This is a genomic window from Mesorhizobium sp. LCM 4577 (assembly GCF_001854795.2).
GTDB classification, from domain to species: domain Bacteria; phylum Pseudomonadota; class Alphaproteobacteria; order Rhizobiales; family Rhizobiaceae; genus Mesorhizobium; species Mesorhizobium plurifarium.
Genome location: NZ_MDDU01000001.1, coordinates 1 through 26143 on the forward strand (window position 1 = coordinate 1; position 26143 = coordinate 26143).

The window sequence follows — 26143 nt, forward strand, 5'->3', positions numbered from 1 at the left end:
TGTTGCCGGAGCCGGGACCGCTGCGCTGACCAAGCAAGGTTCGGATCGGCGCCCAGTCCAGTTCCTTCGCTATCAGGTCGAAGATCGTCTCATCCGCCGCCGCAAAACCGTCCGCCAGGCTCAACTGACCAAGCACTCGATCGACCATCGCGAATCCTCCTTGCCGGATATCCGCATGGAATCACTGATCCGATTCTGTGCAAAGCCCTCACAAGGGGAGAAGGAAGAGGCGTCCCGGCCGAAGGCCGAGCCCGCGACTGCGGGCCGCCGGTCGTCCGGCGCCCCCGCGGAGGGCCCGCCGCGGCAGCGGCGGAACAGCCCGTGAGCGAAACCAAACACCCGAGCCCGCGACCGCGGGCCGCCGGTCGTCCGGCGCCCTCGCGGAGGGCCCGCCGCGGCAGCGGCGGAAACAGCCCGTGAGCGAGATTAAGCCGCCTTCTTCTTCGGCTGGATCAGGCCGCGCTCGACCAGGAGCTCGGCGATCTGCACGGCGTTGAGCGCCGCGCCCTTGCGCAGATTGTCGGAGACGACCCACATCGACAGGCCGTTGTCGACGGTCGAATCCTCGCGGATGCGCGAGATGAAGGTGGCGTCCTCGCCGGCCGATTCCAGCGGCGTGATGTAGCCGCCGTTCTCGCGCTTATCGAGCACCTGGCATCCGGGCGCCTCGCGCAGGATCTCGCGCGCCTCATCCGCCGTGATCGGCTTCTCGAACTCGATGTTGACCGCTTCCGAGTGGCCGATGAACACCGGCACGCGCACGCAGGTCGCCGTCAGCTTGATCTTGGGGTCGAGCATCTTCTTGGTCTCGGCCACCATCTTCCATTCTTCCTTGGTGAAGCCGTCGTCGAGGAAGACGTCGATATGCGGGATGACGTTGAAGGCGATGCGCTTGGTGAACTTCTTGACGTCGACCTGGTCGGCGACGAACACCGCGCGGGTCTGCGTGAACAATTCGTCCATGCCTTCCTTGCCGGCGCCCGAGACCGACTGGTAGGTGGCGACGACGACGCGCTTGATGGTGGCGGCGTCATGCAGCGGCTTCAGCGCCACGACCAGCTGCGCCGTCGAGCAGTTCGGATTGGCGATGATGTTCTTGCGCGTAAACAGCGAGACCGCGTCCGGGTTCACCTCGGGCACGATCAGCGGCACGTCCGGATCGTAGCGGAAGGCCGACGAATTATCGATGACGACGCAGCCCTGCTTGCCGATCTTGGGCGACCATTCCTTGGAGACGTTGCCGCCGGCCGACATGACGCAGAGGTCGGTGTCGGAAAAGTCGTAGGTGTCGAGCGCCTTGACCTTCAGCGTGCGGTCGCCGAAGGACACTTCCGTGCCCTGGCTGCGCCGCGAGGCCAGCGCCACGACCTCGCTCACCGGGAAGCCGCGCTCGTCCAGAATGTTGAGCATTTCGCGGCCCACATTGCCCGTGGCGCCGACTACCGCAACCTTGAAACTCATCGATATCTCCTGTCCCTCTCCGCTTGGTTGTTGGAGAAAACCCGCCGGCCTGTTGCGGGTTTCGTCCCCCGGGCCGGACCCGGGAGAGGGTGGTTAGGCCAAGGGAATCACACCGTTTTGGTGGTGGTTTTGGCCGTAGTTTTGCTGGAACGGACGGACGCGCCGAAGCGCCCGGCCCGATGTTGTGCATCGCGGCCGGGGGCATCGAATGCAAGAAGAGCCATCAAAAGGCCGCGCATCGAATAACGATCCCGTTCGACGCGGGCTTTTACGCGGTTTGCGGAAAGAGTCAATCGGCGGCGCGCCTCCCCTTCCCCCCTTGTGGGGGAAGGTGTCGCCGAAGGCGACGGATGAGGGGGGCTCCAGCGGAGTGAGGCGCTGGCGTTCCCTGGAACACCCCTCATCCGTCTCGGCGCTGCGCGCCGATCCACCTTCCCCCACAAGGGGGGAAGGGAGAGGCGGTGCCGCCTGCTCTGTACAATGACGGCCGCAGGAAGTAGGAACGCCGCAAATATCCTTTGGCCGGCGCAGTGCCGGCCTTGTGCTCCGTGATGAGCACAGACCCCCGAATTCCGAAAGAAGAAAATGTCCAGTATCGAAACGATCGTTCCTGCGCTGGCAGAGGCGCTGGAAAAGCGCGGTTATTCGGCGCTGACGCCGGTGCAGAAGGCGGTGCTCGAGCCCGAGCTCGGCGAGGCCGACGCGCTGGTGTCGGCGCAGACCGGTTCCGGCAAGACCGTCGCCTTCGGCCTTGCCGTGGCGCCGACCCTGCTTGGCGGCGCCGCGCAGTTTGGCGATGCCCGCGCGCCGCTGGGACTGGTCGTGGCGCCGACGCGCGAGCTGGCGCTGCAGGTGCGGCGCGAGCTGGAATGGCTCTATGAGCTGGCCGGCGCGCATATCGCGTCCTGCGTCGGCGGCATGGACATGCGCACCGAGCGCCGCGCGCTGGAGCGCGGCGCCCACATCGTCGTCGGCACGCCCGGCCGGCTGCGCGACCACATCACGCGCGGCGCGCTCGACATGTCGGCGCTGAAGGCCGTGGTGCTGGACGAGGCCGACGAGATGCTCGATCTCGGCTTCCGCGAGGACCTCGAATTCATCCTCGACGCCGCACCCGCCGAGCGCCGCACGCGGATGTTTTCGGCCACCGTGCCGCGCTCCATCGCCACGCTGGCGCAGGGTTATCAGCGCGACGCCGTGCGCATAACCGCCGGCGGCGAGGAAAAGCAGCATCTCGATATCGAGTACCGCGCACTCTCCGTCGCGCCCGCCGATCGCGAGAACGCCATCATCAACGTGCTGCGCTATTACGAGGCGGCGAACGCCATGGTGTTCTGCAACACCCGCGCGGCGGTGAACCACCTCACGGCGCGCTTCAACAACCGCAATTTCTCCGTCGTGGCGCTGTCCGGCGAGCTCAGCCAGAACGAGCGCAGCCACGCCTTGCAGGCGATGCGCGACGGCCGCGCCAAGGTCTGCATCGCGACAGATGTCGCGGCACGCGGCATCGACCTGCCCAATCTCGATCTCGTCATCCATGCCGACCTGCCGAGCAATCCGGAGACGCTTTTGCATCGCAGCGGCCGCACCGGGCGTGCCGGACGAAAAGGGGTGAGCGCGCTGATCGTGCCCGGCAATGCCCGCCGGCGCACCGAGCGGCTGCTCGCCAATGCCGGCCTCACCGCGACCTGGGCGAGCCCGCCCTCGGCCGACGAGGTGCTGCGGCGCGACGACGAGCGCATCCTGGCCGACCCGTCCTTCGGCGAGCCGGTGAAGGACGAGGAGCGCGACTTCGCCGCCGCGCTTCTCGAACGGCATGGCGCCGAGCTGGTGGCCGCCGCCTTCGTGCGACTATGCCGGGGCAGCCGCTCGGCGCCCGAGGACCTGATCGATGTCGGCCCCTTCGCGCCGTCGAAGGAGAAGTTCGCACGCCGGGAAGACGCACCCGCCCGCCGCGACGATTTCGGCGACAGCGTCTGGTTCTCGCTGTCGGTCGGCCGCCGGCAGAATGCCGAGCCGCGCTGGCTGATCCCGATGCTGTGCCGCACCGCCGGCATGTCCAAGCGCGAGATCGGCGCCATCAAGATGCAGCCGGAAGAGACCTTCGTGCAGATCGCCGCCGACTGGGCCGACCGGTTCGTCGCCGCGATCGGCCCCGACCGCAAGCTGCAGGGCAGCATCGCGGTCCGGCGCATCGACGGCACGCCGGACCTGTCGCGCGCCGGCTACCAGCCGCCGAAGCCGGACAAGAAGCCGCATCGCGGCAAGCGGTCTTTCGACCATGGCGCGCCAGGGCGCAAGTTCGACAAGCGTGCCGACATTTCCACCGAGCAGCGTCCCGCTGCCCTTGAGGGAAAACCTTGGAGAAAGAAATCGGGCAAGCCGAAGCATGAAAATGCCGGCGGCCCGAAGTCCAAGAAGGCGAAGAAGCGCCCGGTCTGATCGATCCAGCCGCCGTCAGCGCGCCGGGTCATTGCTATCCGGCAGTTGCCTTGAGCCCGGCCTTGATCGCGGCCCAGCTGTCGGAAGGCGTTGTCGGCCGGTGTTTCTCGGCGATACGCTCGCAAAGTGCGCGGCGCCACGCAACGTCCTCGAACATTCGGCGAATGGCGGCGTACCAGCCGGCCTGGTCCGTGGAATCGATCGCCGGCATCAGGCCGCCCGTCGCTTCGATCAGCGACGACGTGGTCGAAACGATCACCGGAATGCCAAAGTCGAGACACTCCGAAGCGGCATAGCCCCAGCCTTCGATATGGGAAGGAAAGACGCCGAAGCTGGCGCTGCGATAATAACGGATAAGTTCCTCGTCGCTCACCGGACCGACGAAGACGATTTGTTTCCTCAGCTGCGGATGCGCTTCGAGATAGGCGCTGAGCTCCTCCACCATCCAACCCCAGCGGCCGACGCAGACAAGCTTGGGCAATTTGACGCCCTCGTCCAGCGCCTGCTGCCAGATGCGTGCGAGCAGGATGTGATTCTTCCGGATCTCAACCGTCGAGCAATAGAGAACGAACGGCTCGGCGACATCGAGGCGCGACGTCGCGCCGAGCCGTGTTGCTTTTTCATGAAGCAAGGAAGGCATCGGGAAGCGATGCACGGCCGGCAGATGGATGCCGGCCCTGCGCATGTGGTCACCAAGCATCTCTGCCGCGGCATTGGAAGTGCAGAAAGCCGCCGCCCCGGAACGCACAAGTGCCTCCAGATTTGGCCCGAAGACCGATCGCATCCTGCCGTTGCCGACAAGGTCCGGCCGTATCGTCGGGATCATGTCGTGGCACAGGAAGGCCGTGCTGGTCCTTTGGCGGGTGAGCTCAGCCGCCGTTTTGCCGACCATGACATAGTTGCTGATCAAAATCTTCGCAGAGCCTGGTTCCTCGTCCCCGTCAGCGGTGCCTGGACGAAACAGGCCGGCAATCAGGCCACCACGCCGCCAAAGACGGTAGGCGCGCAACATCACTCTCAACATTGCGCAAATCAGGCCCGGGCGCCCTTCGCTCACTACGCTCGCGAGCTGCCGATCCGCTTCTCTTTTCGCCATCGGATAGCGCCGCACCATGTCGAAAGCGCTCCGCAAAGCCGCAAGGCGTCTGCGCCTGGGCCGCAGCCGGAACGGCGCGATCTCATGGATGCCCAGCTTCTCCATCTCGAAATTCTCGAGCGGCCGGAAGCGACGGCTGGAAAGGTCCAGCGTCACCACCTCGATAACGGGATCGAGGTCGGACAGCGCCGCCCTGATCATGAAGTCCTCGACCCGCTGGATGCCGGCCAGCGCGCCGCGCCACGCGAGCAGGCCGGTCGCGTCGATGCAGATTTGCCGTTTCTTGTCGGCGGTTTCTTCCGCACCGTCTGGCGACGGCACCGATTTCTTCTTGGACATTGCCCCAGAGACGACGAAGCGATTTGCCGCTTCTATCCAGGTTTGACAGAGGATGAAAGCCGCCTGGGGTTGCAGCTGCGGAACGGGCGCATCGATCAGCCGAAGAACTTGGCGATGATGGCGTCGCCCATCTCTGTGGTGCCGACTTCCTTCATGCCGGCCGAGAAGATGTCTTTGGTGCGCAGGCCGTCGTCGAGCACGGCGGCGATGGCCGCTTCCAGCTTGTCGGCTTCGGCGACCATGCCGAAGGAATAGCGCAGGCACATGGCGAAGGAGGCGATCATGGCGATCGGGTTGGCGATGCCCTTGCCGGCGATGTCGGGCGCCGAGCCGTGCACCGGCTCGTAGAGCGCCTTGCGCTTCTTGGTCTTGGCATCCGGCGCGCCGAGCGAGGCCGACGGCAGCATGCCGATCGAGCCGGTTAGCATCGCGGCGATGTCGGACAGCATGTCGCCGAACAGATTGTCGGTGACGATGACGTCGAACTGCTTCGGCCAGCGCACCAGCTGCATCCCGCCGGCGTCCGCGAGCATGTGGTCGAGCTTGACGTCGGAATAGCGCGCCTTGTGTGTCTGGGAGACGACTTCGTTCCACAGCACGCCCGACTTCATGACGTTGCGCTTTTCCATCGAGGTGACGTGATTACGGCGCGTGCGGGCCAATTCGAAGGCGACGCCCGAGATGCGCTCGATCTCGAATGTGTCGTAGACTTGGGTGTCGATGCCGCGCTTCTGGCCGTTGCCGAGATCAATGATCTGCTTCGGCTCGCCGAAATAGACGCCGCCGGTGAGCTCGCGCACGATCAAGATGTCGAGGCCCTCGACCACCTCCTGCTTGAGCGAGGAGGACGCGGCCAACGCCGGATAGCAGATCGCGGGCCTGAGATTGGCGAACAGCTCCATGTCCTTGCGCAGGCGCAAGAGCCCAGCCTCGGGGCGCACCTCGTAAGGCACGGCATCCCATTTCGGCCCGCCGACGGCGCCGAACAGCACCGCATCCGCCGCCATCGCCTTCGCCATGTCGGCATCCGAGATCGCCGCGCCATGCGCGTCATAGGCGCAGCCGCCGACCAGCCCCTCGTCGGTGGCGAAACCGCTGCCGAGCTTGTCGTTCATGGCCTTGATCAACTTCTTCACCTCGGCCATGGCCTCGGGGCCGATGCCGTCGCCGGCGAGCAGGAAGAGATTTTTCGAAGCCATGGAGAACCGTCCGGTGAGAGAAATTGAACCGGCGCCTTGCTAAACGGCGAACGCTTGCCGCGCAAGGGGACCTCTCGAAAGCTTGGGTTCCTCGCCCCCGCAAAGCGGGGGAGAGGTGTCCGCGAAGCGGACGGAGAGAGGGCCTTCGTAGGGTGCTCCCCTCTCCGTCTCGGTTTTGCCGAGCCACCTCTCCCCACTTCGTTCCCACTTCGTGGGGCGAGGAACCCCACCTACCGATGCGCCAAAATATTCACCAAGCGCCCGAACGGATCGCGCACATAGAAGCGCCGCACGCCCCAAGGCTCGTCGGCCGGGCCGTATTCGACGACGAAGCCGGCCTTCTTCATGCCCGCAAGCGCCGCGTCGACATCGTCGACCTCGATCGACAGGTCCGGCACCGGCGTGCCCGACCCGCCCTCGGCCATGAAGCTCACCTGCACCGTCATGGTCTCGGCCGAGCCGCAAGTGGGGATCCAGCCTTGATCCGTCAGGACATCAAGTCCGAGCACGTCCTGGTAAAAGCGCTTGGCCGCGGCAATGTCGGGTGTTTCGATATTGGCGACGATGCGCCTGACCTTCACCATGGGCCGATCCTCAGGCCGTGCGCCTGAGCGCCGTCACCTCGATCTCGATCTTCATCTCCGGCTTGTTCAGCTGGCACACGATCATCGTCGCCGCCGGGCGGATGTCGCCGAACGTCTCGCCGAGGATCGGGAACACCACGTCAACATAGGCCTGGTCGGTGATATAGTAATGCGCCCGCACCACGTCGGCCATGTCGAAGCCGCCCTCGGCGAGCGCCTTGGCGATGGTGGCGAGGCAGTTGCGCGTTTGCGCCTCGACTGTGTCGGGCATGGTCATGGTGGCATAGTCGTAGCCGGTCGTTCCGGAGACGAAACACCAGTCGCCCTGCACCACCGCGCGCGAATAGCCGGCGGTCTTCTCGAAGGGGGAACCGGTTGAGATGAGCTTGCGCATGGGGGGCCTCGCTGTTGGTTGCGGGCCTGCATCTAGCAAAAGAGGCTCGGCTGGTCGTGGGCCAAGCAATGCGAAGCATTGTCACGAGGCGAGCGCCAGCCTCGGAGATTAGCGATAGCCGCCCCTCCCGTCGTCATTCCAGGGCGGAGCAAGGAGCGAAGCGACGCGCGCAGACCCTGGAATCCATGCCGTTACGCTGAAGCGGCGCCCAGCGGTGCAGAATTCTGGACCCTCGCACTCTACGGCAGCGGTCACGGAATGGATCCTCGGGTCTGCGCTCCGCTTCGCGTCGCTCCGCCCGTGGATGACGAAGGGAGAGGGCCGTCGCCGTGCCGAACCCCTAGTTCCCCTGCGCATCCTCATACGCCTTCTTGATATCGTCCGGCCAGTCCTTCAGCGGCGGCCAGGCCTGCGGATCGCCATTGTCGCCGCGGCGGGCGAAATAGACTTTCTGCTTGGCGGGATCGACCGCCATGAAGCCGTCATTGCCGCCGCAGTCATGCGGCACGCAGCCGGTGGCGTAGAAGGCGCCCGACTCGGTCTTTTCGGTGCCGCCGCCGACCAGAAGGCTGGTCGCCATGTCGGGCATGTCGTCGCCCAGGAGCGCCTGGCCGGCCTTGTAGACGGCCTCGTTGTGGAAGGCGTCGATGATGTTGTCGTATTTCGACGGATCGACATCCTTCCAATCGGTGCCGGGCTCGGGCGTGTAGGTCAGGTTGCCGGAGGTCGTCAGCCCTTCCGTGGGCGACCATTGCAGCGCCGGCTTGGAATCGCCCGGCAGCAGATAGGGCACGAAATAGATGGCGTCGTCGGAGACGGCGGCCGGCGGCGCGCCGCATTCGTCCTGCTCGACCGTGGTGGTCTGGATCTCGCTGTCCTTCTTCCAGACGATGACCTTGGCCGGCCCGCACTGGTTGCCGCCGTCGCCGACATCGACCAGCGCAACGTTTACGTCGCCGATCTTGACGATCTTGTCGAAGAAGACGTCGTAATTGCTGGCAAGCTGCTTGCCGTCATAGGACAGCACCTTCTCGCCGTCCTGCTCCGGCTGGGTGATGGTGAGTTGCCCGCCCTCGAATGGAATCGGCGCCTGCTTGTCGTCATCCGGCGCAGCCTGGTCGGATGCGCCCTGATCGGCGGCGGGCTGGTCGGAGGTTGCGGGTGCCGGCTGCGGGGCCGGCGCGGTGGTCTGGGCATTGGCGCCGACCGTAGCGAGAAGGACTGCCACCGAAGCAGCCAGAAGCGAACGTGTCATGACGGTCCCCTCCACTCAGTCGCGAGCCCAGCCGGCGACGGCGGGGTTATCGATTGTAGTCGTGCCGCTCAGAGACTGTTTCGAAATTCGCTCCGGCGAGTCATATGGTGGTGGTTTCGAGAACCGGAGCGGAGCGGACATTTGGGTCCGTGAGCACCGGAAGCGCAGAAACCGCCGGCAGATGGCCGCCGGAGTAGAATTTCCAAATAGTCTCAGGCCCAGGGGCGCTGCTCGGCATTCCTCTTCTCGAAGGAAGCAATGGCCCCGGCCTTCTCCATGGTGAGCCCGATGTCGTCGAGGCCGTTCAAGAGGCAATGGCGCTTGAAGTCGTCGAGGTCGAATTTGACCACGCCGCCGTCCGGACCGCGGATTTCCTTGGCTTCCAGATCGATCGACAGCGTCGCGTTGGAGCCGCGCGAGGCGTCGTCCATCAGCTTGTCGAGGTCTTCCGGGCTGACGGTGATCGGCAGGATGCCGTTCTTGAAGCAGTTGTTGTAGAAGATGTCGGCGAACGAGGTCGAGATCACGCAGCGGATGCCGAAGTCGAGCAGCGCCCAGGGCGCGTGCTCGCGGCTCGAGCCGCAGCCGAAATTGTCGCCGGCGACCAGGATCTGCGCCTTGCGGTAGGCCGGCTTGTTGAGCACGAAATCCGGGTTCTCCGAACCGTCCTCATTGTAGCGCATCTCGGCGAACAGGCCGGTGCCGAGCCCGGTGCGCTTGATCGTCTTGAGATAATCCTTCGGGATGATCATGTCGGTGTCGACATTGACGATCGGCATTGGCGCGGCGACGCCCGTGAGCTTGGTGAATTTGTCCATGGTTACCTGCCCGTCTTCTTGGCCTGCGGGGAATTTTGCGGGACGGTTTACACAAAGCCGGCGGCAAATGAAAGGCAACTGTTCGTGCACGGTCCTTGGGCCAATGGCGGGGCATGGCTTGCGGAGGGATTGGACACCTCAAAAAACGACTTCGAAATTGTGGCCGGCTGGTGCAGTCTGCGGCCATGGCTAGTCCTTCCAAAGTCTTCTACGCAAGCGAGCCCAAGCTCGATGTCGCCGAGTTCCGCCACGTGCTGGTGGAGTCGGGCCTCGGCAAGGTGCGGCCCGTCGACGACGAGGCCCGGCTGCAGACGATGCTCGACAACGCCAACCTGGTGCTGACCGCGCGGCTCGACCGGCCGGACCGGCAACTGGTCGGCGTGGCGCGCGGCATGACCGACTTCTCATGGGTCTGCTACATTTCCGACCTCGCCGTCTCGAAGGCGGCGCAAGGGCTCGGCGTCGGCAAGGGCCTGATGGACGAGGCGCAGCGCCAGCTCGGCCCTTCGGTCGCCATCAGCCTGATCTCGATGCCCGACGCCGTCGGCTTCTACGAGCGCATCGGCATGACGCGCATGACCGACGCCTTCTGGTTCTCCCGCAAGCGCTGACGCCATTCACCGGCAAGTGATCGCCTGGTCCTGTTGTGCGGCTTGACATGCAACCAAATGGTTGCATATTAAAGCCATGAGCATGGATGCCGTCTTTCGCGCTTTGGCCGACCCGACCCGCCGGCAATTGCTGGACAGTCTCCATGCCCGGAACGGGCAGACGCTGAACGCGCTCTGCGAGCACATGGATATGACGCGCCAGGCGGTGACCAAGCATTTGGCGATCCTCGAGGAGGCCAACCTCGTCACCACCATGCGCCGCGGCCGCGAGAAGGAGCACTACCTCAACCCCGTTCCGATCAACGAGATCGCCGAGCGCTGGATCGGCAAGTTCGAGCGCCATCGGCTCAGTGCATTGAGCGACCTGAAGCAACGTCTTGAAAGGGAAGAGCCGTGAGCGAGAACAGCTTCGTCTATGTCACCTACATCCGCACGACGCCTGAAAAACTCTGGCAGGCGCTGACCGATCCCGAATTCAACCGGCAGTTCTTCCTCTGCTCCTATCAGGAGAGCGACTGGAAGGTCGGCTCGAGCTGGAAGCTGATGTTCCCGGATGGCCGCATTGCCGACTCGGGCGAGATCCTCGAGATCGACCCGCCAAAACGCCTGGTCATCAAATGGCGCAACGAATGGATGCCCGAGGTGAAGGAGGACGGCTACACGCGCTGCACCTTCACCATCGAGCCCGACGGCGAATTGATGAAGCTCGCCGTCATCCACGAGGCCGACGGCCCGCACAGGCTGATTGCGAACGTCTCCAAGGGCTGGCCGCTGGTGCTGGCGAGCCTCAAGAGCCTGCTCGAGACCGGCAAGGGTTTCGAGCGCCCGCCGTCAAAGGGCTAGAGCAAGATCCAGGAAAAGTGTGAAACGGTTTGGGTTCGGCGACTTCGCCGTAACCACCCGCCCGGAATTACGTAAGAAAAGCTTCGTTTCGGACAATTTTACCGGAGGCGCATGCGATGCTGCAATTGTCCTTGCCGCAGGCCATGGCGAACGCGGACACGGTCATGGCCTCGGCCGAGCTTCCCGCCTCGCCGGACCGGGTCATTGCCGCGTTGATCACCGGGGAGGTCGAGCGCTGGTGGGGTTCGGCCGACACTTACCGGATGACCGGGTGGAACGCCGATCTTCGCGTCGACGGCGGCTGGAACGTCACGGTACAGACCGCCGACGGCAGACGCCTGCCCGCCAGCGGAAAATTCCTCGAAATCGAGATGCCGCGCCGGATCGTCCAGACAAGGCGCTACGACTGGGACCATCCGGCGCTCGGCCGCAAGGAAACGACCGTAGCCTATCTGCTTGAGGCGATCGGCGACGGCACGCGGCTCACTATCTGCCACGGCGGATTCGCCGGTTTCCCCGACGCCGCGGCGGAACATGCCGAAGGCTGGGCGCGCGTGCTTGGGTGGCTACAGGAGTATTTTGGGTGAGGGAGGACGGGTCGCTTAGCGCGGCCTTACCTTCTCCCCTTGTGGGAGAAGGTGGATCGGCGCGCTAGCGCCGAGACGGATGAGGGGTGTTCCAGCGGAGTGAGACGTCGGCTTTCCCTGGAGCACCCCTCATCCGTCGCCTTCGGCGACACCTTCCCCCACAAGGGGGGAAGGGGGCGCTGGCGCTAAATCACATTCAGCTCCCGGAACGCCCTTCCTTGCGCCACCCGCTCATAGCCGAACGCCGTGCAATCGATCGTGCGATACCCGCCATGCATGACAAGCTCCGCGATCGACTTGCCCACCGCCGGCGCCTGCTGCAGGCCGTGGCCGGAGAAGCCGTTGGCGAACAGGAAGTTCTCGACCTCCGGATGCGGCCCGATCACCCCGTTCTGGTCGAGCGTGTTGTAGTCGTAATGCCCGACCCAGGCGCGCGTCGGCTTGATCGCCTCGAAGGCCGGGATGCGGGTGGCCAAGGTCGGCCAGATCACCTCTTCGAACAGCGGCCAGTTGACGTCGAAATCCTTCGGGTCGGGCGCGACATCGCCTTCCTCCGGCTCGGCGCCGCCGGTGAGGTAGACCGAGCCCTCCGGCCGCACATAGATTCCGCTTGGATCGACCAGCAGCGGCATGTCGGCATATTTCTCGCGCGCCTCGAAGACGAAGACGTTGCGCTTGCGCGGCTCGACCGGCAGCTCGAGCCCGGCAAAAGCCGCGACCCTGCCGGCATTCGGCCCGGCGGCGTTGACGACGATACCGGCTTCGAGCGTCTCGCCATTGTCGAGGCTGACACCGGTGACGCGATTGCCGTCGCGCGAAATGCCGGTGGCGGAAGCCGTGATGAAATCGATCCTCTTGTCGCGCAGCGCCTTGCGGAACAGCGTCAGCAGCGCATGCGCGTCGAACCAGCCCTCGCCGCTGCGGCCAAAGGCTCCCGCGGAAACATCCTCGACCGACAGCCAGGGAAAGCGGCGCGCCAGCTGCCCGGCGTCCTCGAGCAGGATATCGGCGCCCTCGGCGACCTGAGTCGCGTGATTGGCCTTGAGGATCGGCAGCCCGGCCTCGCCGGCGAGGATCAGATAGCCGCCCTCGCGAAAGCCGATATCGGCATCGGGACCAAAAGTCTCCTTCAGCCGCCGGAACAGGTTCAGCGTGAACTGCGACAGGCGGATGTTTTCCGGAATCGAGAATTGCTGGCGGATCGAGGCTAGCGACAAGGTCGTCGCCGCGTGGGAGAATTGCGGATCGCGCTCGATCAGCGCGATCGAGCCGGTAAAGCCTTCCTCGCGCAGGTAATAGGCGACCGAGGACCCGACGATGGCCCCGCCGATGATGACGATGTCGTAGCGCATTTTTTCTCCGATCCAGAGCAATTCCAACGCCCGGAATTGCGTAGAAAGCCGCCGCGCGTTCACGCAGCCGGCAGATCGATCTCGAAGCGCGTGCCGCGCTCGGAGTCAACCAGCCTGATCGTGCCATCATGCGCTTTCAGGAGGGCCAGCACGATGCCGAGCCCCATGCCGGTGCCGCCGGATTCGCGCCTTGTGGTGAAGAACGGCTCGAAAATCCTGGCGCGGTTGGCGGCCGAGATGCCGTCGCCATCGTCGCCGATCTGGACCGACGCGCGCTCGCCATCGGCCGAGGCACGGATCGCCACCTGCCGGGCGCCATGCCTTGCCGAATTGTCGATGAGATTGGCAAGCACGATGCCGAGATTCTCGGCCGAGATGCCGAGCCTGATATCGCCGCCGCCCTCGAGCCGCGCTTCCAGCCTCGTGTCGATCGGCAACGACGCCAGCGCCGCATGAAGCGTCGTGCTTTCGCCGCTCGGTTCCAGGTTTTCGGCGCGCGCCAGGTCGAGCAGCCGCCGCACCAGCAGATTGAGCCGTCCGGCATCGGTGACGATGTTGTTGGAGAAACGCTTGCGCTCGGCCTCGTCCATCGCGCCGCCGGAATCCCTGAGCAGCTCCGCCGCGCCCTGGATCGCCGTCAGCGGCGATTTCAGCTCATGCGAGACATGGGTGGCGAAGGTCTGGATCGAGTCGGAGCGCGCCTGCAGTTTTTGCGCCATGTCGAGGAAGGCGGCCGACAGCGCCGCCATCTCGCGCGTGCCGTGATGGGCGAGCGGCCTGATCGCGTCGCGGTCGCCGGCGGCGATGCGCTTCGTGCGATCGATCAGCGCGTAGATCGGCCGGCTGACGGTGCGGATGAACACCAGTGCGATCAGAAGCGTGCCGCCGACGATGGTGATCGCCGCCAACGTCACCTTGCCGCGCTCGCCATAGAGGTGCTTGACGATGTTGTTCGGCGTCCGCGACAGATAGACGACGCCCGCGACCCGGCCATCGAGCTCGACCGGCATGGCGACGAAGACGCGCACCCTGGTGCCGCGGCTGACCGAATAGAGCGGCGGTGCCGGCTGGTCGGGGATACGCAGGCGCAGTTCGCTGGCATAGGCGCCGGAAAGCGCGGTCCGCACCTCCTCGACATCGCCGAGCGACCGGCCGACCTCGTCGCCGCCGGCAATCACCACGCCGTGCGGATCGAGCAGGCGGAAGCCGGCAAGCGTCGTTTTCTGCGTTTCGTCGAGGATACCGTCGAGCCGGGCGCCGATGGCCGCGAAGGCCGGATCGGGGGTGGCGGGAAGCGCCGCGGGGCGCATCGGCATGACATCGTCGGAGGCGAGGTCGAGCCGCGGCTCGATCGGATCATAGGGATAGTTGTTGTCCCGCGCCGGATCGGCCGAGATCGGCGAACCCAGCCTGTCCTGGGGAATACCGGCCGCGCGCACCTCCTGAGCATAAAGGGCCGCGACCACCGCGCCCTGCGCGATCAGCTCTCCCTCGGTCTGGCGGATCAGCTGGTTCTCATAGAGCCGGAAGAAGAAGAGCCCGACCAGCGGCAGCGCCATGACCACGATCAGGATGGCGATGACGACGGTGGCGAGCCGCGGCCGCCACCTTTCCTTGCTCAACCACCGCATCGGCCGAGCCGGAAGCCGACGCCATGCACCGTCGCGATCGCGTCGAGGCAGCCGACCGCCGCCAGCTTGGCCCGCACGTTGCGGATGTGGCTGTCGACCGTGCGTTCCGAGACATGGATGTTGGAGGCATAGGCATTGGCCATCACCGCGTCGCGGCCGAGCACGTGCTGCGGCCGGGCGAGGAAGCCCTTCAGGATCGCGAATTCGATCGCCGTCAAGGTGAGCGGCTTGCCGTCGAAGCTCGCCGCATGGCTTGCCGGGACAAGCATGAGCTTGCCATGCGCGAACGCATGGTCATCGGCTTCCTCTTCGACCGGCGCGGGCCGCGCCCGCCGCAGGATGACGTTGACCCGGGCGACCAGCTCGCGCGGGCTGAACGGCTTGGTCACATAATCGTCGCCGCCCATTTCCAGTCCGAGGATGCGGTCGATCTCTTCGTCGCGCGCGGACAAGAACAACACCGGCACGTCGGATTTTTGCCTCAGCCTCCGGCACACCTCCAGTCCGTCCATCTCCGGCATGCCGATGTCGAGCACGATGAGGTCGGGCGCGCCGCGCTCGACCGCCTGGAGCGCCGCCGCGCCATTGGCGACGGCGGCCGTCTTCATGCCGGCCTTTTCCAGCGCGAAGCAGATGATCTCGCGGATATGCGGGTCGTCGTCGGCGACGAGGATGTGGTGCGGCATCGATCAATAGCCCGGCGGGTAAGCTTGGGTGACGGCAGGATTAGAGCAATTCCAAGGAAAAGTGCGAAATTGTTTTCGGCCGGGAGCTGTGTCGGGACAAGGGGCAACGAGCCTCATCRCCGGACCGTCCTCGGCGTGCCCGCCACGTGGCGCGACCTTGGGGCGAAAAGTAGGACATCCGCCGCGACGCGCAGTCTTTGCGGCTCGACGAGCCACCAGCCTTCATTGCGGAGCCGGCGCGGCAGCGACCAGCGGGATGTATGTGGCGTTTGCATGGCGGCCTTGTCACCGACGGGCGCGGTAAGGGCGCGGCGGATTGGAGGAGGTTTTCCGCAAGGGTTTGCAGTTTTCGTGCAGGCCAGCCCCTTGAGAGACAGGCCAATCGCACAGGGAGCTCCCCCTCTCCGTCTCGGCTTCGCCGAGCCACCTCTCCCCCGCCATAAAGGCGGGGGCGAGGAACCCAAGCTGCGAAGGGCGCTACCTTGGCGATTGGCGTTTCCTCGCCCCCACAAAGTGGGGGAGAGGTGGCTCGGCGCGCAGCGCTGAGACGGAGAGGGGGCTGGCGCTGCCCTATGCGATTGTCCTGCCCTCGAGGGACTCACCTTGCCTCGCCCGCCATCACCCGGCATAGATCGGCCATGGCCCAAGAACCCTACAGCCCGCGCCGCTCGGTGCTTTACATTCCCGCCTCGAACGACAAGGCGCTCGCCAAGCTCGCCTCGCTTGCCTGCGACGCCATAATCATCGACCTCGAGGACGCCGTCCTGCCCGCCGACAAGAAGGCCGCGCGCGACAAGGTCGCCGGCATCCTGGCTGCGCGCCCCGAACGGCGCTGCGAGATGGTGGTGCGCATCAATCCTTTGGCCAGCGAATGGGGCACCCACGACCTGTTGGCCGTGGCCAAGGCCGAGCCCGACGGCATTCTACTGCCCAAGATCGGCACGCCGCGCGACATCCTGGAAGCGGGCGACCTGCTCGACGACAATTTCGCGCCGGACAGCGTGAAACTATGGGCGATGGTCGAGACGCCCAGAGCGCTGCTCAACATCGGCGCCATCGCCGAGCTTGGCCGCGATCCGGCGGCACGCCTCAATTGTTTCGTTACCGGAACGAATGACCTGGTGAAGGCGACCGGCATCCTGGYGGACCGGCGCTATCTGATGCCCTGGCTGATGCAGCTGGTGCTCGCCGCTCGCGCCGGCGGCCTCGACGTCATCGACGGCGTCGCTAATGATTTTCGCGACCTCGACGCCTTTGCCCGCGAATGCGCCGAGGCCGCCGCCATGGGCTTTGACGGCAAGTCGCTGATCCACCCTGCCCAGATCGAGCCGGCGAACCGCGCCTTTTCGCCGTCGGCGGAGGCGCTGGCCGGGGCCCGCGCCATCCGGGATGCGTTCGCGCAGCCCGAAAATGCCGGCAAGGGGGTGATTGCGCTGGATGGCAAGATGGTCGAGCGGCTGCATCTGGCGGAAGCCGAGAAACTTCTGGCGAAGGCCGCGATCATCGGCGCATGATGCGCCGGGCGCGTTTTCAGGCCCGGCTTTCCGCCCGGTCATAACAGCTTAGGCACGACAGGACAGATCCATGAAACTCTACCGCTTCCTCACCGGCCCGGACGACGCCACCTTCTGCCACAAGGTGACGGCGGCGCTGAACAAGGGCTGGCACCTGTTCGGCTCGCCGACCTACGCCTATGACAAGAAGACCAAGTCGATGCGCTGCGGCCAGGCCGTGGTGAAGGATGTCGAAGGCCAGGAATACACGGCCGACACCAAGCTCAGCGACTGGTAGGCGACGCCCCCTCACCCAGCCTCCGCTTCGCTCGGCTGACCTCTCCCCGAGGGGAGAGGAGGCGGTCGGCGCCGGCGCCAACCTCTTCTCCCCACCGGGGAAGGTGGCCGCGAAGCGGCCGGATGAGGGGGAGTCGCCGCGAAGAACGATGCGGATGACGAGGTGCTTTAGCCCGCTGCCGCCTGCTCGGCCGCCTCCTCGATCCGCTCCATGTCATCGTCCGACAGGCCGAAATGGTGGCCGATCTCGTGGATCAGCACATGGGTGACGATGTCGCCCAGCGTCTCCTCGTTCTCGGCCCAGTAGTCGAGGATGGCGCGGCGGTAGAGCGTGATGCGGTTCGGCCCCTCGCCGGTCTGCGGGTTCCAGCGCTCGGCGATGCCGCGCCCCTCGAACAGGCCGAGCAGGTCGAAGGGCGTCTCCAGCGACAGGTCGTCCATGATCTCGTCGGTCGGAAAATCGGCGATCTGGATGACGATCTCGCCGGTGAGCTGGCGGAACTCTTCCGGCAGATGGGCATAGGTCTCCAGCGCCAGAAGCTCCATCTCGTCCATCGACGGCGAGAGCTGGTCGTGCCAGGTGCGGGTCTTGTAGATGCGGGCCATGAAATGTCCTTTGATCCAGGCATATAGGCTTTCGCGCCGATAGAGGCAAATGAGCCGGCTGGCGGGCTTTCCCGAGGGTAAAGAGTGAAGGAATAAATTCCTTGTGACTCCGCTTGACTCTTCCGGGGCCCTCTGGAATCTATAAGAACATAACAGGAACAATTGCTGCGGAAGTGAACGTCATGGCGATGAGCGCCGTGGCGCGGGACACTGTTTTTGCCCTGCGCCGCCAGATCGCGAAGATCGAAGGAACGCTGCCCGAGCGCCTGCAGGCGCCGGCGCCTGGCGCGCCTCTCGATGCTGCCAGGTTGGACATGACGCTTGTCCGGCGTGGCCTCGCCGTGGCTGCGGCGGACGCCTTCCTGCGCACCGGCATCGAACGCCTCGACACCGCCCTTGGCGGCGGCCTGCCCAGGGCGGCGCTCAGCGAGATCCATGGCCTGGAGACCCGCGATGCCGGCACCGTCGCCGGCTTCGCGCTGTCGCTCGTGAGCCTGATCCTCAAGGAAAGGCAGGGCCTGCCGATTCTCTGGGTCGGCACGGCGGAAATCTTCCACGAGGCAGGCCTTCCCTATGCCAGAGGCCTTCACGCTTTGTTCGGCATCGAGCCGGAGCAATTGCTGTTTTCCGAGGCGCCGAAGCTGCTCGACGCGCTGTGGATCGCCGAGGAGGCCGCCCGCATGACCGCCTTCGCCGCGGTCATCCTCGAGATCCGCGGCAGTCCGCAACGGCTCGACCTCACCGCCACGCGGCGGTTGCACGCGCGGGCGCAAAATGCCGGCAGGCCGGTGCTTTTGCTGCGCCAGGCCGGCGCGGCCGACCCCACCGCCGCCCCTGTGCGCCTCATCGTTTCGGCAGCGCCGGCGGCCAGCCGCGAGACGGTCGCCGGGCCGCTCGCCGGCTCGATCGGCCGCCCCGCCTTCAAAGTCGATATCGGCAAGAGCCGCACGGCCCTGCCCGGACAATTCACACTGGAGTGGAACCCAAATGAGCACGCTTTTGCAGAAAGAACAGAGAATTCTGTCGCTGTGGTTCCCGCATCTCAGCGCGGAGCGGATCCTGCGTCAGCGTCTGGGGCGGTCCTGGCGTTCCCGGCCCTCGCATCATCTGCCTCTGGTGATCAGCCATCGCGACAACAACACCCAGCGCATCGCAGCCCTCGACGAGCGGGCTGAGGCGCTCAAATTGAAGCGTGGCATGGGCATTGCCGATGCCCGCGCCATGCATCCTTCGATCGATGTGGTCGAGGCCGACCCGGAAGCCGACCGCCGCCTGCTCGAAGGCCTTGCCGACTGGTGCGACCGCTACACGCCGCTGGTGGCGATCGACGCCGAGGACGGGCTGTTCCTCGACGTCACCGGCTGCACGCATCTGTTCGGCGGCGAGCGCGCCATGCAGGACGAGATTCTCACCCGCTTCTTCCAGCAGGGTTTCGATGTCCGCGCAGGCCTCGCCTCCACGCCGGGCGCCGCCTGGGCGGCAGCGCGCTTCCATGGCGACCGCATCGTGGCCGGCGGCGAGGAGGAGGCGCTGCTTTCGCCGCTGCCGCTGTCGGCGCTGCGCATCGCGCCGGAGACCCGTACCGGCCTGGAAAGTGTGGGCCTGCGCACCGCCGGCGCGGTGATGGCAGCACCCCGCGCGCCGCTCGCCCGCCGCTTCGGCGCCTCTCTTCTTCTGCGCCTCGACCAGGCGCTCGGCCGTCTCGATGAGGCCGTGTCGCCGCGCCTTCCCGTCGCGCCGCTCTCGGTCGAGCGCCATCTTGCCGAGCCGGTCATGCTCACCGACGACATCGAGCGGCTGGTGAGCCGGCTGGCGATCGCCTTGAAGACCGATCTCGAGCGCCGCGGCGAAGGCGCAAGGACGCTGGCGCTGCTTCTCTTCCGCGTCGACGGCGCCGTCAGCCGCATCGCCGTCGGCACCTCGCGTCCGATGCGCGAGCCGCGACTGATCCAAAGACTGTTCCACGAGCGGCTGACCGCGCTGGAGCAGAGCATCGACGCCGGCTTCGGCTTCGACCTCGTGCGGCTGTCCGTGCTGTCGGTCGCCGCCTTCGACTTGACCCAGGGCGACCTGACCGGCGAGGCCGACGATGATGACGCCGACATCGCGCTGTTCGCCGACCGCGTTCGCGCCCGCCTCGGCGAGGCCGCCGTTTTGAAACCCGTTGTCGTCGAAAGCCATCTGCCGGAACGCGCCGTCAAGACAGTGCCTTTCGCCGAAGCGCCGCAACGGCGCGCGCCGGCGGCCGGCCGGGCGGCGCCCCCGATGACCGTCTATCCGCCGGAGCGGCCGGTGCGCCTGTTCCGCTCGCCCGAGCCGATCGAGGTGCCGGCGACCGAGATCCCCGAGGGACCGCCGATGAATTTCCGCTGGCGGCGCGCGCTCTACCGCGTCGCCCGCGCCGAAGGCCCTGAACGCATCGCCGCCGAATGGTGGCGGCAACTGCCCGGCGAGGAGGAAACGCCGACCCGCGACTATTACCGCATCGAGGACAGCGAAGGGCGCCGCTACTGGCTCTACCGCCAGGGTCTTTACAGCAGCGCGCCCCAGGCCGCACCGCCGCGCTGGTACATGCATGGGGTGTTCGCATGAACGCGCTGACCGCCATCCCCTATGCCGAGTTCGGCATAAGCTCGAATTTCTCCTTCCTGCGCGGCGCCTCCAAGCCGGAGGAGCTGGTGGTCACGGCGAAATTCTACGGTTTTTCGTCGATCGGCCTTGCCGACAGGAACACGGTCGCCGGCGTCGTGCGCGCCTGGCAGCAGGCCAAGGTGGAGAAGATGGCCTATCATCCCGGCTGCCGCCTGGTGTTCGGCGACGGCACGCCGGACATCCTCGCCTATCCCCGCGACCGCCAGGGCTGGGGGCATCTCTGCCGCATGCTCACCCAGGCCAATTTGCGCGACGAGACCGAGAAGGGCGCAACGCTGCTCAAGCTTGACGACCTGCTCGAATGGGGCGATCGAATGTCGCTGGCGATCCTGCCCGATCTGTCCGGTGGCGCGGAAGGCAATCTGGAATTTATTAGCCGGCTTAAGGATCGCTTCGGCATGGCGCTCCGCCTTGCCGTAGCGCCGGATTATGGCGGCAACGACCGCTTCCGTATCGAGCAGGCGGCGGCGATGGCCGACCATGCGCGTGTCCCGCTGATGGCGACCAACGACGTGCTCTACCATGCCGCCGATCGCCGCCCGCTGCAGGACGTGCTCACCGCGATCCGCCTCAACACGCCGGTTTCCGAGGTCGGGCTGGAGCTGGCCGCCAATGCCGAGCGCCACCTGAAGCCGCCGTTGGAGATGGCGCGCCTGTTCCGCCGTCACCCRCAAGCGCTGGCCGAGACGCTGCGCTTCGCCGACGAGTTGACCTTCTCGCTCAGCGACCTCCAATACAATTATCCGGACGAGCCGACCGAATCCGGACTGGAACCGCAGGCCGAGCTCGAAAGGCTGGCGCGCGAAGGCGCGGCTAGGCGCTATCCGGCCGGTGTTCCCGAGGATGTGCTGAAACGCATCGACAGCGAGCTCGCGCTGATCGAGCGGCTGAACTATGCGCGCTATTTCCTGACCGTCTACGACATCGTCAAATATGCCCGCAGCCAGAATATCCTCTGCCAGGGCCGCGGCTCGGCCGCCAATTCAATCATCTGCTTCTGCATCGGCATTACCGAAGTCGGTCCTGACCGCATCGACACGCTCTTTGAACGTTTCATCTCCGAAAAGCGAAACGAGCCGCCCGATATCGACGTCGACTTCGAGCATGAGAAACGCGATATCGTCATCGCCTACATCTATGAGAAATACAGCGCCAAGCGCACCGCCTTGGCCGCCGCCGTGATCAGCTATCGCGGCCGCTCGGCGCTGCGCGAGGTGGCCAAGGCCATGGGCCTGTCGGAGGACGTCCGCAGCGCGCTGTCCAGCACCATCTGGGGCTGGTCGACCTCCGAGCTCGGCGAAAGGGAAGCCAATGCCGGCGGCCTCGACCGCGCCGATCCGCTGTCGCGTCAGGTTCTGGAGCGCGCCAATGAGATCATGGGCTTCCCCCGCCACCTTTCCCAGCATGTCGGCGGCTTCGTCATCACCCGCGACCGGCTCGACGAGGTCGTGCCCATCGTCAAGACGGCGATGGACGAGCGCAAGATGGTCGAGTGGGACAAGGACGACCTCGATGCGGTGAAGATCCTCAAGGTCGACGTGCTGGCGCTCGGCATGCTGACCTGCCTGAAGCGCGCCCTGACCCTGCTCACCGATCATTACCCGGAAGCGCGGGATCCGTTTGGACGGCCTTATGTGCTCGCAACCCTTCCCGAAGAGGACAGGCGCGTCTACGCCATGATCCAGAGAGCCGACACGCTCGGCGTCTTTCAGATCGAGTCGCGCGCGCAGATGTCGATGCTGCCTCGTCTCAGGCCGGAGAATTTCTACGACCTCGTCATCGAGGTCGCCATCGTGCGGCCCGGTCCGATCCAGGGCGACATGGTGCATCCCTATCTGCGTCGTCGGCAGAAGAAGGAAAAGCCTGAATATCCCAAGCCGGAGCTGAAGGAGATTCTCGGCAAGACGCTGGGCGTGCCGCTGTTCCAGGAACAGGCGATGAAGATCGCCATTGTCGCCGGCGGCTTCCAGCCGGGCGAGGCCGACGAGTTGCGCCGCGCCATGGCGACCTTCAAGCGCACCGGCACGATCGGCAATTACCGCCAACGCATGATCGACGGCATGGTCGGCAGGGGCTACGAAAAGGAATTCGCCGAGCGCTGCTTCAAGCAGATCGAGGGTTTTGGCGAATATGGCTTTCCCGAAAGCCATGCCGCGTCCTTCGCGCTCTTGGTCTATGCTTCCTGCTGGTTCAAGACCTTCTACCCGGATGTCTTCTGCGCCGCGATCCTGAACGCCCAGCCGATGGGTTTCTACCAGCCGGCGCAGCTCGTGCGCGATGCGCGCGACCATGGCGTCGAGGTGCGCGCGGTCGACGTCAACCATTCCGTCTGGGATTGCACGCTGGAAGAGTCGGCCTTCGATCCGTCCCGCATCCTCGAGCGCCACGCCTCGATGCGCGGCGTGATCCGGACGGCGCATGCGGTGCGGCTCGGCTTCCGCCAGATCAAGGRCCTGTCCGAAGAGCGCATGGACGCCGTGGTCGCGCAGCGCGGCGACGGCTATCGGTCGGTCAGGGATGTCTGGCTGCGCTCCGGCCTCGATGTTGGCGAGATCGAAAGATTGGCTGAGGCGGACGCGTTCCGCTCGATCGGCCTCGACCGCCGCTCGGCGCTCTGGGAAGTGCGGGCGCTTGACGGCAAGAGTGCTGCCGAGAGATTGCCGCTGTTCGACCGGCCCTCGCTCGGCCTGCGCGAGCTGGAGCCGGAAACGAAACTGCCGAAAATGCCGCTCGGCGAGCATGTCGTGCACGACTACCGCTCGCTCGGCCTGTCGCTGAAGGCGCATCCCGTCGCCTTCCTGCGCGAAAAGCTGGATCGCGCCGGCGTCACACCCAATGCCCGCCTGCCATCGGTACGCGACGGCCGCCGCGTCTCCGTCGCCGGACTCGTGCTGGTGCGCCAGCGTCCCGGCAAGGGCAATGCCATCTTCCTCACGCTGGAGGACGAAAAATCGATCGCCAACGTCATCATCTGGCCGCGCGTCTTCGACCGTTTCCGCTCGGTGGTGATGGGCGCGCGCTTCATCCGCGTCACCGGCAAGCTGCAGCATGAATCGGACGTCATCCACATCGTCGCCGACAGGATCGAGGACTTGACCTCCTGGCTGAGCGTGCTGCTGGAGTCCGCCAATCGCCCGGTCATCGAGCACAATCCCGCCGAACGGCCGGTTGGATCCGCCGCAAGCCGTGGCCTGCCGGTCCATCAGGACGTCGCGACCCTATCGAGCGCCGCGCGACAGGTCATGCCCAAGGGGCGGAATTTTCAGTAGGACGGCACGGGGGAGGCAGACGCCCGATTGCGTGTGCCGTTACGACGCACAACTTTGATGTCGGCGGGACAGCGCCCCCCTCTGTCCTGCCGGACATCTCCCCCACGAGGGGGGAGATCAGATGTCACGCCGGCTTTCGCCAATCGCCAACGTTGCAGGATACGCAAGGCGCCGAAGCTGCCAATCTCCGCCCTTGTGGGGGAGATGGCCGGCAGGCCAGAGGGGGGCGCGAAGGATCGCCAACTTACGTCGCGCTGCACCTATAAGCCGCTCTCTACGAAGGCCCGCCGAGCCGTGGCGACGGTGGGGCCAGCATGTCCTCGGCCGAGATCGTGCGCGCCTCCGAAGGCAGCATGATGGGGATGCCGTCGCGCACCGGATAGGCGAGCTTCGCGACGCGCGAGACCAGCTCGCTGCGCTCGGGATCCCAGGTCAGCGGCCCCTTGGTCAGYGGGCAGGCGAGCAATTCAAGAAGCTTCGGATCGACCTCGGCTTTTCGTCCGTCACGTCCGTCCGCCATGAGATCACCCCAACCTACTGTAGACTGGACCCAAACTCATCATCCTCGCGCGCCAGCGTCATTTCGGTGATGGCGATCAGCGTCTCGGCGCGCGTCTTCAGGTCCGGCGCTTCCAGCAGTGCCTGCTTCTCGGCCGGTCCATAGGGCGCCATCATCGACAGCGCGTTGACCAGCATGCCGTTTTCGGCGCGGCTGACGCTTTCCCAATCGGCCTCGAGGTCGTTGGCCTGCAGATAGGCGCGAAACGCCTTGAGCAACGCCGGCCGGTCGACCTCGGCGGCGGCCTGGTCTTCCTCGAGGTCGGCGAGAAACGGCATGATCTTGCACTGCCGGAACGGCGTCTTTGCCGCAAGCTCCTGCACGATGCGGAACCGGCACACGCCCTGCAGCGAGATCAGGTAGCGGCCGTCGCCCGTCTCGGCGAGCGAGATGATGCGCCCGGCGCAACCGACGCTGCACAGCTCCGGCTCGCCGTCATCGCRCAACGCGCCGTCGAGGCTCGGCTGGATCATGCCGATCAGCCGCGAGCCGGCCATCGCCTGATCGATCATCTGCAGGTAGCGCGGCTCGAAGATGTTGAGCGGCATGCGGCCGCCGGGCAGAAGCAGCGCCCCGGCGAGCGGGAACACCGGGATTGCCGTCGGCAGATCCCTGGCCAGCCGATAGAGTGCGTTACCGACGCGCACCGCGACCCTCCCAAAGCAATGCCGGCAAGCGCATCACCCAGCAATCTCCTCTCGCACCGGCAACCYGTCTTCCATTGGAGCGTTTCATCRTTTCATGGAAACGGCGAACCGCCGGCCTGCCCTTATCTGGCGCTGACGCTCCGCCGCTCAAGCCCGCCGGCCGCGCCAGCCGRCAAAAAACTTTGAGGGCAACTCCGGAAACCTTCGGCTTCCACCCGGAAAACAAGCCTAGGCAATTCCAGGAAAAGTGTGAAAGGGTTTTCCTGGAATTACGAGAACAGCAGCGACGAGAGCTTGCGGCGTGCCGCGAGCGTCGCCTCGTCTGTCATTCCCCACGCCTCGAACAGCTTCAACAGCTGCGCCCTGGCGCCGTCGTCGTTCCAGGTCCGGTCGGCCTTGACGATCGCCAGCAGATTGTCGGCGGCGGCATTGCGCTCGCCGCGCGCGTTCTGGATCATCGCCAGGTCGAAGCGCGCCTGGTGGTCAGCCGGGTCGGCGGCAAGCCGGCGCTCGAACTCGGCCGGATTGCCGAGCGACGCCGCTTCCGCCGCCAGCGTCATCTTGGCGCGCAGCGCGGCGAGCGCCGGCGCGTCCTTCTTGTCCTCGGGCGCCCGGGCGAGCACGGTTTCGGCGCCTTCCGTGTCGCCGGCGTCGAACAGGATCTCGCCCAGCCCCGCGATCGCCTCGAGCGTCTCGGGCGCCTGCTCGAGGATCGCTTCATAGATGTCGGCCGCGGTCTGCACGTCGCCGGCCGTGCGCGCCTCGGCAGCTGCCGCAAGCGCGTCCGCGATCTGCGGCGCGCCGCCGCCCTTGCCGCCGACCTTCTGGATGAACTGATTGATCTGGCTTTCGGGGATGGCGCCCATGAAGCCGTCGACGGGCTGTCCATCTTTGAAGGCGATGACGGCCGGGATCGACTGGATGCCGAGCTGGCCGGCGATCGAGGGATGGTCGTCGATGTTCATCTTGACCAGCTTGACCTTGCCGCCGGCCGCCTGCACCGCCTTTTCGAGCTGCGGCGTCAGCTGCTTGCAGGGCCCGCACCATGGCGCCCAGAAGTCGACCAGCACCGGCTGGCGGCGCGATTCCTGGATGACGTCCGCAGCGAAAGTCGCGGTGGTCGTGTCCTTGATCAGGTCGGCCGCCGCCGGCGCGTCGCCCAGCGAAACCTTAGGGCGGTCGCCGCCGCCATATTGCACCGTCTGGGCGTACTGGCCGCCATTGCCGCCGAACGCGCCGCTATACGGATTGTTGTCGCTCATCGTGTCGCCCTTTCGGTCGCGCTCTCGGGCGTCGGCGCCCGGCGCGTCATTGTCGGATTT

25 protein-coding genes are annotated in these 26143 nt (G+C 65.8%); 10 read left to right on the plus strand and 15 right to left on the minus strand.

Annotation, left to right across the window (positions count from 1 at the left end):
- Positions 1 to 426: 426 nt before the first annotated feature.
- A complete protein-coding gene (locus LCM4577_RS00005) occupies positions 427 to 1461 on the minus strand; it encodes an aspartate-semialdehyde dehydrogenase (RefSeq protein ID WP_040987850.1) in 1035 nt (344 codons plus the stop codon).
- 107 nt (positions 1462 to 1568) lie between these two features.
- Positions 1569 to 1754 (minus strand): hypothetical protein, encoded by a 186-nt coding sequence (locus LCM4577_RS00010; RefSeq protein WP_127236894.1) that lies wholly within the window; start codon positions 1752 to 1754, stop codon positions 1569 to 1571.
- 292 nt (positions 1755 to 2046) lie between these two features.
- Here LCM4577_RS00010 and LCM4577_RS00015 point away from each other — a divergent pair, with 292 nt between their 5' ends.
- Positions 2047 to 3903 carry a DEAD/DEAH box helicase gene (locus LCM4577_RS00015; RefSeq protein WP_071068884.1) on the plus strand — a complete coding sequence of 619 codons (1857 nt, stop codon included), beginning with the start codon at positions 2047 to 2049 and terminating at the stop codon, positions 3901 to 3903.
- A gap of 34 nt (positions 3904 to 3937) precedes the next feature.
- On the opposite strand, the gene LCM4577_RS00020 is transcribed toward LCM4577_RS00015, so the two are convergent.
- From LCM4577_RS00020 to leuD, 6 genes are all read right to left on the minus strand, one after another.
- Entirely contained in the window at positions 3938 to 5320 is a 1383-nt protein-coding gene (locus LCM4577_RS00020) for a glycosyltransferase (RefSeq protein ID WP_157900442.1), read from the minus strand.
- Between the two features lie 113 nt (positions 5321 to 5433).
- Entirely contained in the window at positions 5434 to 6537 is a 1104-nt protein-coding gene (gene leuB, locus LCM4577_RS00025) for a 3-isopropylmalate dehydrogenase (protein WP_071068888.1), read from the minus strand.
- A gap of 230 nt (positions 6538 to 6767) precedes the next feature.
- A complete protein-coding gene (locus LCM4577_RS00030) occupies positions 6768 to 7118 on the minus strand; it encodes a VOC family protein (protein WP_071069818.1) in 351 nt (116 codons plus the stop codon).
- 13 nt (positions 7119 to 7131) lie between these two features.
- The gene (locus LCM4577_RS00035; RefSeq protein ID WP_071068890.1) at positions 7132 to 7515 is read right to left on the minus strand and encodes a RidA family protein; all 384 of its coding nucleotides are present in this window, start codon (positions 7513 to 7515) and stop codon (positions 7132 to 7134) included.
- 340 nt (positions 7516 to 7855) lie between these two features.
- Positions 7856 to 8770, minus strand: a complete 915-nt coding sequence (locus LCM4577_RS00040; RefSeq protein ID WP_071068892.1) for a hypothetical protein — start codon at positions 8768 to 8770, stop codon at positions 7856 to 7858.
- A 212-nt stretch (positions 8771 to 8982) separates the two neighbouring features.
- A complete protein-coding gene (leuD, locus tag LCM4577_RS00045; RefSeq protein ID WP_040987979.1) occupies positions 8983 to 9588 on the minus strand; it encodes a 3-isopropylmalate dehydratase small subunit in 606 nt (201 codons plus the stop codon).
- A gap of 185 nt (positions 9589 to 9773) precedes the next feature.
- Between leuD and LCM4577_RS00050 the strand changes: the two genes are divergently transcribed.
- The 4 genes from LCM4577_RS00050 to LCM4577_RS00065 all read left to right on the plus strand — a co-directional run bounded on the left by LCM4577_RS00050 (position 9774) and on the right by LCM4577_RS00065 (position 11629).
- Positions 9774 to 10199, plus strand: a complete 426-nt coding sequence (locus LCM4577_RS00050) for a GNAT family N-acetyltransferase (RefSeq protein ID WP_041009888.1) — start codon at positions 9774 to 9776, stop codon at positions 10197 to 10199.
- A gap of 76 nt (positions 10200 to 10275) precedes the next feature.
- The gene (locus LCM4577_RS00055; protein ID WP_041009890.1) at positions 10276 to 10596 is read left to right on the plus strand and encodes a helix-turn-helix transcriptional regulator; all 321 of its coding nucleotides are present in this window, start codon (positions 10276 to 10278) and stop codon (positions 10594 to 10596) included.
- Positions 10593 to 11042, plus strand: a complete 450-nt coding sequence (locus tag LCM4577_RS00060; RefSeq protein WP_071032347.1) for an SRPBCC family protein — start codon at positions 10593 to 10595, stop codon at positions 11040 to 11042. The genes LCM4577_RS00055 and LCM4577_RS00060 overlap by 4 nt, the downstream gene beginning before the upstream one ends.
- A 116-nt stretch (positions 11043 to 11158) precedes the next feature.
- Positions 11159 to 11629 (plus strand): SRPBCC domain-containing protein, encoded by a 471-nt coding sequence (locus tag LCM4577_RS00065; protein WP_071068894.1) that lies wholly within the window; start codon positions 11159 to 11161, stop codon positions 11627 to 11629.
- Between the two features lie 185 nt (positions 11630 to 11814).
- Here LCM4577_RS00065 and LCM4577_RS00070 read toward each other — a convergent pair whose 3' ends face one another.
- Genes LCM4577_RS00070 through LCM4577_RS00080 form a run of 3 tightly spaced genes read right to left on the minus strand, consistent with a single transcriptional unit; the run spans position 11815 to position 15298 of the window.
- Complete coding sequence (locus LCM4577_RS00070; protein ID WP_071068896.1) at positions 11815 to 12981, minus strand: FAD-binding oxidoreductase; 1167 nt, start codon at positions 12979 to 12981, stop codon at positions 11815 to 11817.
- A gap of 59 nt (positions 12982 to 13040) precedes the next feature.
- Entirely contained in the window at positions 13041 to 14540 is a 1500-nt protein-coding gene (locus LCM4577_RS00075; RefSeq protein ID WP_371410024.1) for an ATP-binding protein, read from the minus strand.
- Positions 14541 to 14599: 59 nt separating this feature from the next.
- Entirely contained in the window at positions 14600 to 15298 is a 699-nt protein-coding gene (locus LCM4577_RS00080) for a response regulator transcription factor (protein ID WP_071032350.1), read from the minus strand.
- A 638-nt stretch (positions 15299 to 15936) separates the two neighbouring features.
- Between LCM4577_RS00080 and LCM4577_RS00085 the strand changes: the two genes are divergently transcribed.
- Together LCM4577_RS00085 and LCM4577_RS00090 are read left to right on the plus strand one after the other, a co-directional pair.
- Positions 15937 to 16812: a CoA ester lyase gene (locus LCM4577_RS00085; RefSeq protein ID WP_071068898.1), complete on the plus strand. Its 876-nt coding sequence runs from the start codon at positions 15937 to 15939 to the stop codon at positions 16810 to 16812.
- A 70-nt stretch (positions 16813 to 16882) separates the two neighbouring features.
- Positions 16883 to 17089, plus strand: coding sequence for a DUF1737 domain-containing protein (locus tag LCM4577_RS00090; RefSeq protein ID WP_040987961.1), 207 nt, complete (start codon positions 16883 to 16885; stop codon positions 17087 to 17089).
- Positions 17090 to 17256: 167 nt separating this feature from the next.
- On the opposite strand, the gene LCM4577_RS00095 is transcribed toward LCM4577_RS00090, so the two are convergent.
- Complete coding sequence (locus tag LCM4577_RS00095; protein WP_040987958.1) at positions 17257 to 17694, minus strand: metallopeptidase family protein; 438 nt, start codon at positions 17692 to 17694, stop codon at positions 17257 to 17259.
- Between the two features lie 182 nt (positions 17695 to 17876).
- Between LCM4577_RS00095 and LCM4577_RS00100 the strand changes: the two genes are divergently transcribed.
- From LCM4577_RS00100 to LCM4577_RS00110, 3 genes are read left to right on the plus strand one after another with little or no spacing between them, the layout of a single operon-like run.
- Positions 17877 to 18869, plus strand: coding sequence for an ImuA family protein (locus tag LCM4577_RS00100; protein WP_071032353.1), 993 nt, complete (start codon positions 17877 to 17879; stop codon positions 18867 to 18869).
- On the plus strand, positions 18811 to 20286 hold the full coding sequence (locus LCM4577_RS00105) for a DUF6504 family protein (RefSeq protein ID WP_071068900.1): 1476 nt from the start codon (positions 18811 to 18813) through the stop codon (positions 20284 to 20286). Before LCM4577_RS00100 ends, LCM4577_RS00105 begins: the two co-directional genes overlap by 59 nt.
- On the plus strand, positions 20283 to 23615 hold the full coding sequence (locus tag LCM4577_RS00110; RefSeq protein WP_071068902.1) for an error-prone DNA polymerase: 3333 nt from the start codon (positions 20283 to 20285) through the stop codon (positions 23613 to 23615). The genes LCM4577_RS00105 and LCM4577_RS00110 overlap by 4 nt, the downstream gene beginning before the upstream one ends.
- A 274-nt stretch (positions 23616 to 23889) precedes the next feature.
- Here the strand turns inward: LCM4577_RS00110 and LCM4577_RS00115 are convergent, their stop codons facing one another.
- From LCM4577_RS00115 to trxA, 3 genes are all read right to left on the minus strand, one after another.
- Positions 23890 to 24135, minus strand: coding sequence for a Trm112 family protein (locus tag LCM4577_RS00115; protein ID WP_040987952.1), 246 nt, complete (start codon positions 24133 to 24135; stop codon positions 23890 to 23892).
- Positions 24136 to 24149: 14 nt separating this feature from the next.
- A complete protein-coding gene (locus LCM4577_RS00120; RefSeq protein WP_071068904.1) occupies positions 24150 to 24821 on the minus strand; it encodes an LON peptidase substrate-binding domain-containing protein in 672 nt (223 codons plus the stop codon).
- Between the two features lie 269 nt (positions 24822 to 25090).
- On the minus strand, positions 25091 to 26083 hold the full coding sequence (trxA, locus tag LCM4577_RS00125; RefSeq protein WP_071032411.1) for a thioredoxin: 993 nt from the start codon (positions 26081 to 26083) through the stop codon (positions 25091 to 25093).
- Positions 26084 to 26143: the final 60 nt, after the last annotated feature.